This is a genomic window from Enterobacteriaceae endosymbiont of Donacia piscatrix, assembly GCF_012569525.1.
In the GTDB taxonomy this organism is placed as follows: Bacteria; Pseudomonadota; Gammaproteobacteria; order Enterobacterales; family Enterobacteriaceae.
On the sequence record NZ_CP046200.1, the window covers coordinates 272,803 to 282,078 of the forward strand.

Below are 9,276 nucleotides of genomic sequence, written 5' to 3' on the forward strand. Positions count from 1 at the left end.
CTCTACTAAGTCTCCAATATTACATATATTTTTTTCATCATGTACATGTAATTTTGTGGTTCGATTGATATATTTACCATATATAGGATGTTTTATTAATCTATTGATATGAACAACAATAGATTTTTGCATTTTATTACTCACAACTTTACCTTTTAAGGTTTTTACTTTTTTGTGCATAGATTTATAATCCTTTTTTTTTTCTTTGTGATAAAATTAATTTTATTCTTGCAATATTTTTTTTTGATTTTTTTAATAAATGGGTATTTTTTAAACTTTTTGATGCTAACTGAATTTTTAAATTAAATTGTTCTCTAGATAAACTTAATAATTCTTTTTCTAATTCTTTATTTTTTTGTTTTAACAAATAACTCATTTTCATATAGTATACATTTTATTTTTTTAAAAAAATTGTTTGAACAGATAATTTTGCTGCACCTAATTTTAAAGCTTTACGAGCAATTTCTTCTGAAATACCATCAATTTCATATAAAATTCTTCCTGGTTGAACTAAAGCTACCCAATATTCAACATTACCTTTACCTTTTCCCATTCTAACTTCTAAAGGTTTTTTTGTAATAGGTTTATCTGGGAAAATTCTAATCCATATTTTTCCCTGTCTTTTCATAGAATGACTAATAGCTCTTCTTGCTGATTCTATTTGTTTAGATGTAATTCTTCCTCTTTTTATAGCTTTTAAAGCATAAATACCAAAATGTATATTCATACCTATGACAACTCCGCGATTTCTTCCTTTTTGCATTTTCCTAAATTTTGTATTTTTTGGTTGTAACATTATATTAATCTCCTTTTTTATTTTCTTCCTTTGTTTTTTTGTATTTTATAAGTATGATGTGTAATACTTTTTGTAAGAGTTATTTTTTTTTTAAAATTATTTTTTAATATTTCTCCTTTAAAAATCCAAACTTTTACCCCTATTATACCATAAGTAGTATGTGCTTCTGATAAACTAAAATCAATATCTGCTCTTAAAGTATGTAATGGAACTCTACCTTCTCTATACCATTCTGTACGTGCAATTTCTGTTCCTCCTAAACGACCACTAATTTCTACTTTTACACCTTTTGCACCTAATCTCATAGAATTTTGTACTGCTCTTTTCATTACTCTTCGAAACATAACTCTTTTTTCTAATTGTGCAGATATAATATCAGCTACTAGTTTTGCTTCAAGTTCTGGTTTTCTAACTTCTGTTATATTTACTTGTGCAGGTACTTTTGTAATTTTAGATATCATTTTTCTAAGTTTTTCTACATCTTCTCCTTTTTTTCCTATAACTATTCCAGGACGTGCTGTATAAATATTTACTCTGATACTTTTAGATGGTCTTTCTATTATGATTTTAGAAACAGATGCTTTTACTAATTTTTTTTTTAAAAATTTTCTTACTTGAAAATCATTATATAAATAATTAGCATAATTTCTTTTATTAGCAAACCAAATAGAATTCCATATTTTTGTTATTCCTAATCTTAAACCATTAGGATGTGTTTTTTGACCCATTTATATTTTTCTCCAATTATAGATTATTTGTTAAAACAATAGTAATATGACTTGTGTATTTTAAAATTTTATCTGAACGACCTTTAGCTCTAGGAATAATACGTTTCATGTTTGTACCTAAATCTATATATATTTTTTTTATAAATAAATCATCTATATCTAATCCATAATTATGTTCAGCATTAGATATAGCTGAATTTAATGTTTTTTTTATTAAAACAGCAGATTTTTTATTTGAAAAATTTAAAATATCTAAAGCTTTAGATATTTTTTCATTTCTAATAAGATTAGCTATAATTCTTAATTTTTGTGCAGAAGAGGGAGCATATTTATATTTTGACAAAATTTCCATTTTTTTATACTCATTTTATGAATAAAATATGTATTTTATTTTTTTAAAGTTTTTTTTATTTTTTTATCAGCCGTATGTCCTCTATACGTTCTTGTCGGAGAAAATTCTCCTAATTTATGGCCAACCATTTCATTAGTAATATATATTGGAATATGCTGACGACCATTATGTACAGTTATAGTTAATCCAATCATATTTGGAAAAATAGTAGAACGTCTAGACCATGTTTTTAATGGTTTTTTATCTTTATTTATTATTGCTTTTTCAATTTTTTTAAATAAATGCTGATCTATAAAAGGACCTTTTTTTAATGAACGAGACATTATTTATTACCTTTTTTATATTAAATATTGCGATGTTTTATAATATATTTTTCTGTTCTTTTATTTTTTCTGGTTTTTTTACCTTTTGTTTTAATACCCCAAGGTGTAACAGGATGTTTACCAAAATTTTTACCTTCTCCCCCCCCATGAGGATGATCTATTGGATTCATTGCAGTTCCTCTAACTGTAGGTCTTATTCCTTTCCAACGTTTTGCTCCAGCTTTTCCAAAAGATTTTAACATATGTTCATTATTACTAATTTCACCTAATGTAGCTCGACAATTAGATTTAACTTTACGAATTTCTCCAGATTTTAATCTTAAAATTATATAAGATTTTTCTTTTGCTATTAATTGTACATATGTACCAGCTGCTCTAGCTATTTGTCCACCCTTTCCAGGTTTCATTTCTACATTATGTAATGTAGAACCAACTGGAATATTTCCCATAGGTAAAGTATTACCAATTTTAATATTAATATTTTTGCCTGATTCTACTGTATCACCAATTTTTAAATTTTTTGGAGATAAAATATATGTTCTTACTCCATCTTTATATTTAATTAAAGCAATATTAGCAGAACGGTTTGGATCGTATTCTATACGTTCTACTATAGCTGGAATATTATCTTTATTTCTTTTAAAATCTATGATGCGATATAATTTTTTATGTCCCCCACCAATATGACGAGTTGTAATTCTGCCATTATTATTTCTTCCACCTGATTTATGTTTTTTTTCTAATTTAGGGTAAAATGGTTTACCTTTATATAAGAAATTATTAACTACTTTAATCATATGTCGTCTACCAGGAGATGTAGATTTATATTTTTTAATTATCATATGTTTAAATTTAATCCTTAGAAATTATTTTTCACATTAAAATTAATTTTTTGATTTTTTTCTAACATTATATATGCTTTTTTCCAATTTTTTTTTTTAAAAATATATTTTTTATTTTTTTTAATTTTTCCTTTAACAATTAAAGTATTAATATTTTTTATTTTTACATTAAACATTTTTTGTATTACTTTTTTAATATCTATTTTATTTGCTTTTTTTAAAACTTTAATAATTATTATATTTGATTTTTCTGTAATAAAAGAAGCTTTTTCTGATGCATGTGGTCCTTTAATAATTTTAAAATCAGATTCTTTTAAATTCATTTTAAAATCTCTTCTATATGTTTAATAGCATTTACAGTTATAATTGTCTTATGAGAATTAATTAAATCAATAGGATTTATATTAATTGAATTTATAATTTTAATATTATATATATTACGAGATGCTAAAAATAAATTTTGATTAATCAATGTTGTAATAATCATTATTTTTCTTGATAAATATTTTTTTAATTTTGTAACTAAAATTTTAGTTTTTGGTTCATTTATAATAAATTCTTTTACTAAAATTATTCTGTTTTCTTTAATTAATTTTGAAAAAATACTTTTTAATGCATTACGAAACATTTTTTTATTAATTTTTTTATTATAAATTTTATTTTTAGCTGCAAAAGTTACACCTCCAGAACGCCAAATAGGACTTTTTACCGATCCTGCTCGCGCTTTTCCTGTACCTTTTTGTTTCCATGGTTTTTTATTAGATCCTTTAACTTCTCCTTTTGTTTTTTGTGATTTAGTACCTTGTCTACCTATTGTTCTATATGATTCTACAACTTGATGTATTAACGTTTTGTTATAATTCCTATTAAAAATAATACTTGAAACTATAACTTTTTCTTTTGTATCTTCTGTTATAATTTCCATTTTAATCCTGAAATTAATATATTTTATTATTTAGTAAAATTTTTTATTGCTGGTTTTACAATTACATTACTACCGGTATAACCGGGTGTAGCTCCTTTTATAAGTAATAAATTTTTAATAAAATCTAATTTTATAATATGTAAATTTTGTATAGTAATTTTTTTATTACCTAATTGGCCAGCCATTTTTTTTCCCTTAAATACTTTACCTGGAGTTTGATTTTGACCAATAGATCCAGGAGCTCTATGTGAAAGAGAATTTCCATGACTAGAATCTTGAGTTTTAAAATTCCATCTTTTTACAGTACCTGAAAATCCCTTTCCTTTAGATATACCAGTAACATCTACTTTAACTATTTGTTTAAAAATATCAATGTTTATTTTTTGACCTACATGAAATTTATTTATATTATAATCTTGAATGCGATATTCCCATAAAATAGAGCCAGCTTCAGTTTTTGCTTTTAAAAAATGTCCTATTTCGGATTTATTAGTATGATTATTTTTTTTAAAACCTGTAGTCATTTGAATAGCATTATATCCATCATGTAAAATAGTTTTAATTTGAGTTACACGTATATTTTTAAATTGAATAACAGTTATTGGAATAGATGTACCTTTTTCAGTAAAAATTCTAGTCATACCCATTTTTTTACCTATTAATCCAATCATATATTATATACTCCAATATTGTTGTTTTAATATATTTTATTATTTTAATATATTTTATTAACCTAAACTAATTTGTACATCAACTCCAGCTGCTAAATCTAATCTCATTAATGCATCTACAGTTTTTTCTGTTGGTTTTATAATATCAACTAAACGTTTATGAGTGCGAATTTCATATTGATCTCTAGCATCTTTATCTACATGAGGAGAAATCAATATTGTAAATTTTTCTTTGCGAGTAGGTAAAGGTATAGGACCACGAACTTGAGCACCAGTACGTTTAGCAGTTTCAACGATTTCCGCTGTTGATTGATCAATTAAACGATGATCAAAAGCTTTAAGACGAATACGGATCCTTTGGTTCTGCATTAGACCAGAATCTCCTATTTTAAAAATTAAAATAATTTTCTACAAGAAATATATATACTAATAGAAATTATTGTGATTTTATTAAATAAATAATTGTATTATTATGACTTATAAAGTATAAATAAAGCAATATTTTTCATTTATAAAATAAAAAAAACTATTTTAAATGAAATTTTATTTAAATATGATTTAAAATTTAATTATTATACAATATAATATTTTCTATAAAAATTTATACATCTAACGTATAGAAAGAATTAATAATATGACACTATTAGCTTTTGATTATGGAACTAAAAATATAGGTGTTGCAGTAGGTCAAAGTTTTATACGTATAGCACATACATTAAAAGTAATTAAAAATAAAAAATCTGGTGCTATTAATTGGATTAAATTTAGTAATTTATTTAATCAGTGGGAACCAAAAAAAATTATAATTGGATTACCACTACAAATGGATGGTAGTCAACAACATATTACTATATTAGTTAAAAAATTTGCTTTTCATATAAAAAAAAAATTTAATATTAATAATATTGAATTTCATGATGAACGATTAAGTACAGTTGAAGCTAAAAATATTTTATTTACTACAGGAGGATGGAAAAAATTAAAAAATAGTGATATAAATTCTTTGTCAGCATCTATTATTTTACAAAGTTGGTTTGAGAATAATAAATAAAATTTATTTATAAATATATTTTGTGTTTTTGAGGTTTTTATGGTTAAAATTATATGTTTATGTAAACATTTAATGGAATTTATAATATTATTTTTTTTATTAAGATTATGGATTTATTATTCTATAAATAATTACTATAATACTTTTATAAAATTTGTTATAACATTAACAGACATATTTTTAAAATATGTTAAAAAAATTTTACCTATAACATATGATAAAACATCATCCATGATGATAATTTTATTTTTTTTATTTTTTAAATATCCAATATTGATATTATTACAACATGGAAATTTATTTAATTATAGTATAATTATTTATATATTTATTAGTATATTGACTCTACTTAAAATTACTGGTTTTTTATTATTTTATATAATTACTATATATTTAATATTAAATTATATTAATTTAAGATTTTCAAATCTTAACGAAATTTTAGAAATATTTATAAATCAAATTTATTTTTTTATAAAAAAAATATGTCCTAATATTTATTATTTAAATATTTTTTTGTTTATTATCAATATAATAATATATTTATTAAATAATTTATTAATGAATTTATTTCCTCAATTTTGGTTTTTAATTTAAAATATGATAAATTTTAATGAAAATTATAGTTTATATATTCATATTCCTTGGTGTTTGAAAAAATGTCCTTATTGCGATTTTTTTTCTAAAATTTTAATGAAAAAAAATAAAAAAATACAGTTTCAATATATAAAAAGTTTATTATTAGATTTAGAAAATACTTTATCTTTTTTTAAAAGAAAAATTTATGTTCAAAGTATTTTTTTTGGCGGAGGTACACCTAGTTTAATATATGAAAAATATATATCATTTCTTTTAAAAGAAATAAGACAAAAAGTTTATGTATCTGAATTAGCTGAAATTACTATTGAAATAAATCCAAGTTCTATTTCTAAAAATAAAATTTTGAATTATATAAATAGTGGTATTAATCGTTTTTCTATTGGAGTACAAAGTTTTAATAATAAAAATTTAAAAATTTTAGGTAGATTGCATTCTTCAGAAGAAGCTATTAATGCTATTTACATTTTAAAAGAAAACGATATTTCTAATATTAATATAGATATAATGTATGGTATACCAGGACAGTCATTAAACGATTCATATCAAGATTTATGTAAAGCTATTTTTTTTAAACCTAATCATATTTCTTGGTATCAGCTTACTATTGAAAAAAATACTATTTTTGAAAAATATAAACCAAAAAATTTATTAAATGATGATATTCTCTGGAAAATGTTTTTACAAGGAAAAAAAATTTTATTTAAAAATAAATATTTTCAATATGAAATTTCTTCTTTTATAAGAAATTATAAATATAGATGTAAACATAATTTAAATTATTGGTATTTTGGTAATTATTTAGGTATTGGTTGTAATGCACATAGTAAAATTACTTTATTTAATCATAAAATTATTAGAATTATTAAAAATAATAATATTAAACAATATATAAATGGAAATTTTATTTTTTCTATAAATACCCTTTTATATCAAGATAAAATATTTGAATTTTTTTTAAATCGCTTTAGATTATATAAAAAAATTTATAAAAAAGAATTCGTAAAATTAACAGGTATAAAAATAATAAACATTACATATTTAATTAATAAAGCATTAAAATTAAACTATTTAAAAGAAGATAATAATTTTTGGTATATAACAAATAAAGGTCATTTATATTTAAATGATTTATTAGAAATATTTATTTAAATAATTTGATTTTTTTATATTCTATGTGATAAATAATTTTATTTTCTTTTTTTGCTTTATTAAAAAAATTAGTATTTAATGAGATTAAATCAAAATTTTCATATATGTTTTTATAACAATTAGATTTTTTAAAAAAAAAACAGCTTTTATTTAAATCTTCTATATTAGAAATAATATCTTTTTTGTAATTATTACAATCAGTAACTATGTATAATATACCATTATCAGTTAATTTAGAATAAATAATTTTTAGAAAATTTTTTTTTAATAATCTTCTTTTTTGATGCTTAACTTTTGGCCATGGATCAGGAAAAAATAATTGAATTATTTTAATTGAACAATTTGGTATCATATTTTTTAATACAAAAAAAACATCATAATAAATTAATTTTAAATTTTTAATTTTATATTTAATAATTTTTTTTAAACATTTAATGATTCCTGGTAAATATACTTCTATACCAATAAAATTATATTTAATATTGTTCATAACAATATTAATAATATTATTATCTATACCAAAACCAATATCAATCACTATTGGTAATTGATTATTAAATATTTTATTAAAATTTATTAATTTATTTTTATAATTAATATTAAAAAAATTAAAATATTTATTAAAAAATATTTGTTTAGATTTTTTTAATTTTCTAAAACGACAACTAAAACTCTTAATATAAAAATTCATATTTTATATAGGTATTAATTATTAATTAATATATTATCATATGATGATATTTAAAATGTAAAGAAAAATTTATGGCAAAAAAAATTTTTTGTATTTATTTTAAAAATAAATTAGAACAGTTAAATAAAAAAGTATATCCTGGTAGTATAGGAGATATTATATATAATAACATATCAAAAAATGCTTGGAAAAAATGGATAATACATCAAACTAAAATTATTAATGAAAAAAAATTAAACATGGTAAATAAAAAACATATTTCCTTTCTTAAAAAAGAAATGATTAATTTTTTATTTTTAAATAAATCCTAATTTTTAATTTTTTTATGGAGCTAAGCGGAATCGAACCGCTGACCCTCTGCGTGCAAAGCAGATGCTCTACCGTCTGAGCTATAGCCCCTTTTGTTTTGTCATATTTATAATGTTAGGCTTGAGTGGCTTTGAACCACCGACCTCACCCTTATCAGGGGTGTGCTCTAACCAGCTGAGCTACAAGCCTGTATATAAATAAATATATTATATATTATAATTAATTCATATTTATAAATAAAAGTCAATTAAAATATATTTTTTCTCTAAAATATTAGCATTAATTTAAAAAAATTAACACAAAATTTTTTTAGGAGTTAATAACTAAAATGTTTTTTTATCAAAGTTATATTTTTTTTTTAATATTATTTTTATTTATGATAATCTTTTTTTTATATAAAAAAAATCAAAAAAAAAATAAAAATTTAAATAAAATAATAAAAGAAAATAAAAAATTAGAATTTAAATTAATAAAGAAAATTGAACAAATAGAATATTTACAAAAATTTAAAGTTAAAAATAAAAATTTAAACAAAACAATTGTAAATAAATCAGAAGTAATTTTAAATCTTAAAATTAAAATTAAAGAATTAGAAGTTAAGTTAAGTGATACTATAATATTTTTTCATAAAAAAGAAAAAATAATTATTAATAATAAAAATTATTTAGATATAGAATTTAAAAATTTAGCTAATGAAATTTTAGAAAAAAGTGAAAGTAGAATTAATAAATATAATAGTAAAAATATAAAAAATATTATTTGTCCTTTAAATCAAAAATTAGAATTATTACAAAATCAATTACAAAAAAATTTACACCAGGAATCTTTAGAAAGAAATA

General features: G+C 20.5%; 17 protein-coding genes and 2 tRNA genes. 5 read left to right on the forward strand and 14 right to left on the reverse strand.

Features of this window, described 5'->3' with window-relative positions; translation table 11 throughout:
- From rpsQ to rpsJ, 11 genes are all read right to left on the reverse strand, one after another.
- On the reverse strand, window positions 1-180 hold a 180-nt coding region (gene rpsQ, locus GJT96_RS02380; protein WP_247646072.1), incomplete at its 3' end, for a 30S ribosomal protein S17.
- A gap of 4 nt (window positions 181-184) precedes the next feature.
- The gene (gene rpmC, locus GJT96_RS01355) at window positions 185-382 is read right to left on the reverse strand and encodes a 50S ribosomal protein L29 (RefSeq protein ID WP_211080502.1); all 198 of its coding nucleotides are present in this window, start codon (window positions 380-382) and stop codon (window positions 185-187) included.
- A 12-nt stretch (window positions 383-394) separates the two neighbouring features.
- Window positions 395-796 (reverse strand): 50S ribosomal protein L16, encoded by a 402-nt coding sequence (rplP, locus tag GJT96_RS01360; RefSeq protein ID WP_169780439.1) that lies wholly within the window; start codon window positions 794-796, stop codon window positions 395-397.
- A gap of 17 nt (window positions 797-813) precedes the next feature.
- Window positions 814-1,524 (reverse strand): 30S ribosomal protein S3, encoded by a 711-nt coding sequence (rpsC, locus tag GJT96_RS01365; protein WP_169780440.1) that lies wholly within the window; start codon window positions 1,522-1,524, stop codon window positions 814-816.
- 16 nt (window positions 1,525-1,540) lie between these two features.
- Window positions 1,541-1,876, reverse strand: a complete 336-nt coding sequence (rplV, locus tag GJT96_RS01370; protein WP_169780441.1) for a 50S ribosomal protein L22 — start codon at window positions 1,874-1,876, stop codon at window positions 1,541-1,543.
- Between the two features lie 35 nt (window positions 1,877-1,911).
- Window positions 1,912-2,199: a 30S ribosomal protein S19 gene (gene rpsS, locus GJT96_RS01375; RefSeq protein WP_169780442.1), complete on the reverse strand. Its 288-nt coding sequence runs from the start codon at window positions 2,197-2,199 to the stop codon at window positions 1,912-1,914.
- Window positions 2,200-2,219: 20 nt separating this feature from the next.
- Window positions 2,220-3,041, reverse strand: a complete 822-nt coding sequence (gene rplB, locus GJT96_RS01380) for a 50S ribosomal protein L2 (protein ID WP_169780443.1) — start codon at window positions 3,039-3,041, stop codon at window positions 2,220-2,222.
- A gap of 17 nt (window positions 3,042-3,058) precedes the next feature.
- Window positions 3,059-3,364: a 50S ribosomal protein L23 gene (gene rplW, locus GJT96_RS01385; RefSeq protein WP_169780444.1), complete on the reverse strand. Its 306-nt coding sequence runs from the start codon at window positions 3,362-3,364 to the stop codon at window positions 3,059-3,061.
- The gene (gene rplD, locus GJT96_RS01390; protein WP_169780445.1) at window positions 3,361-3,966 is read right to left on the reverse strand and encodes a 50S ribosomal protein L4; all 606 of its coding nucleotides are present in this window, start codon (window positions 3,964-3,966) and stop codon (window positions 3,361-3,363) included. The genes rplW and rplD overlap by 4 nt, the downstream gene beginning before the upstream one ends.
- A 26-nt stretch (window positions 3,967-3,992) precedes the next feature.
- Window positions 3,993-4,637: a 50S ribosomal protein L3 gene (gene rplC / locus GJT96_RS01395; RefSeq protein WP_169780446.1), complete on the reverse strand. Its 645-nt coding sequence runs from the start codon at window positions 4,635-4,637 to the stop codon at window positions 3,993-3,995.
- Window positions 4,638-4,694: 57 nt separating this feature from the next.
- Window positions 4,695-5,006 (reverse strand): 30S ribosomal protein S10, encoded by a 312-nt coding sequence (gene rpsJ, locus GJT96_RS01400; RefSeq protein WP_169780447.1) that lies wholly within the window; start codon window positions 5,004-5,006, stop codon window positions 4,695-4,697.
- A gap of 265 nt (window positions 5,007-5,271) precedes the next feature.
- Here rpsJ and ruvX point away from each other — a divergent pair, with 265 nt between their 5' ends.
- The 3 genes from ruvX to hemW are packed head-to-tail and all read left to right on the forward strand — an operon-like array spanning window position 5,272 to window position 7,437.
- A complete protein-coding gene (gene ruvX, locus GJT96_RS01405; RefSeq protein ID WP_169780448.1) occupies window positions 5,272-5,688 on the forward strand; it encodes a Holliday junction resolvase RuvX in 417 nt (138 codons plus the stop codon).
- A gap of 39 nt (window positions 5,689-5,727) precedes the next feature.
- Entirely contained in the window at window positions 5,728-6,285 is a 558-nt protein-coding gene (locus tag GJT96_RS01410; protein ID WP_169780449.1) for a YggT family protein, read from the forward strand.
- Window positions 6,286-6,288: 3 nt separating this feature from the next.
- Window positions 6,289-7,437: a radical SAM family heme chaperone HemW gene (gene hemW / locus GJT96_RS01415; RefSeq protein WP_169780450.1), complete on the forward strand. Its 1,149-nt coding sequence runs from the start codon at window positions 6,289-6,291 to the stop codon at window positions 7,435-7,437.
- Here the strand turns inward: hemW and trmB are convergent.
- Window positions 7,430-8,128 carry a tRNA (guanosine(46)-N7)-methyltransferase TrmB gene (gene trmB, locus GJT96_RS01420; protein ID WP_169780451.1) on the reverse strand — a complete coding sequence of 233 codons (699 nt, stop codon included), beginning with the start codon at window positions 8,126-8,128 and terminating at the stop codon, window positions 7,430-7,432. The genes hemW and trmB overlap by 8 nt on opposite strands.
- A gap of 71 nt (window positions 8,129-8,199) precedes the next feature.
- On the opposite strand from trmB, the gene GJT96_RS01425 reads away from it, so the two are divergent.
- Window positions 8,200-8,439, forward strand: coding sequence for an oxidative damage protection protein (locus GJT96_RS01425; RefSeq protein WP_169780452.1), 240 nt, complete (start codon window positions 8,200-8,202; stop codon window positions 8,437-8,439).
- Between the two features lie 15 nt (window positions 8,440-8,454).
- On the opposite strand, the gene GJT96_RS01430 is transcribed toward GJT96_RS01425, so the two are convergent.
- Window positions 8,455-8,527, reverse strand: a tRNA-Ala gene (locus GJT96_RS01430).
- A gap of 25 nt (window positions 8,528-8,552) precedes the next feature.
- A tRNA-Ile gene (locus GJT96_RS01435) sits at window positions 8,553-8,626 on the reverse strand.
- A gap of 139 nt (window positions 8,627-8,765) precedes the next feature.
- Between GJT96_RS01435 and GJT96_RS01440 the strand changes: the two genes are divergently transcribed.
- Window positions 8,766-9,276 (forward strand): hypothetical protein (locus GJT96_RS01440; protein ID WP_425591409.1); only part of this gene is annotated, 511 nt, incomplete at its 3' end.

Coding starts and splice junctions, on each gene's coding strand:
- rpmC (WP_211080502.1), bottom strand. CDS start 382: ATGAAAATGAGTTATTTGTTAAAACAAAAAAATAAAGAATTAGAAAAA.
- rplP (WP_169780439.1), bottom strand. CDS start 796: ATGTTACAACCAAAAAATACAAAATTTAGGAAAATGCAAAAAGGAAGA.
- rpsC (WP_169780440.1), bottom strand. CDS start 1,524: ATGGGTCAAAAAACACATCCTAATGGTTTAAGATTAGGAATAACAAAA.
- rplV (WP_169780441.1), bottom strand. CDS start 1,876: ATGGAAATTTTGTCAAAATATAAATATGCTCCCTCTTCTGCACAAAAA.
- rpsS (WP_169780442.1), bottom strand. CDS start 2,199: ATGTCTCGTTCATTAAAAAAAGGTCCTTTTATAGATCAGCATTTATTT.
- rplB (WP_169780443.1), bottom strand. CDS start 3,041: ATGATAATTAAAAAATATAAATCTACATCTCCTGGTAGACGACATATG.
- rplW (WP_169780444.1), bottom strand. CDS start 3,364: ATGAATTTAAAAGAATCTGATTTTAAAATTATTAAAGGACCACATGCA.
- rplD (WP_169780445.1), bottom strand. CDS start 3,966: ATGGAAATTATAACAGAAGATACAAAAGAAAAAGTTATAGTTTCAAGT.
- rplC (WP_169780446.1), bottom strand. CDS start 4,637: ATGATTGGATTAATAGGTAAAAAAATGGGTATGACTAGAATTTTTACT.
- rpsJ (WP_169780447.1), bottom strand. CDS start 5,006: ATGCAGAACCAAAGGATCCGTATTCGTCTTAAAGCTTTTGATCATCGT.
- ruvX (WP_169780448.1), top strand. CDS start 5,272: ATGACACTATTAGCTTTTGATTATGGAACTAAAAATATAGGTGTTGCA.
- GJT96_RS01410 (WP_169780449.1), top strand. CDS start 5,728: ATGGTTAAAATTATATGTTTATGTAAACATTTAATGGAATTTATAATA.
- hemW (WP_169780450.1), top strand. CDS start 6,289: ATGATAAATTTTAATGAAAATTATAGTTTATATATTCATATTCCTTGG.
- trmB (WP_169780451.1), bottom strand. CDS start 8,128: ATGAATTTTTATATTAAGAGTTTTAGTTGTCGTTTTAGAAAATTAAAA.
- GJT96_RS01425 (WP_169780452.1), top strand. CDS start 8,200: ATGGCAAAAAAAATTTTTTGTATTTATTTTAAAAATAAATTAGAACAG.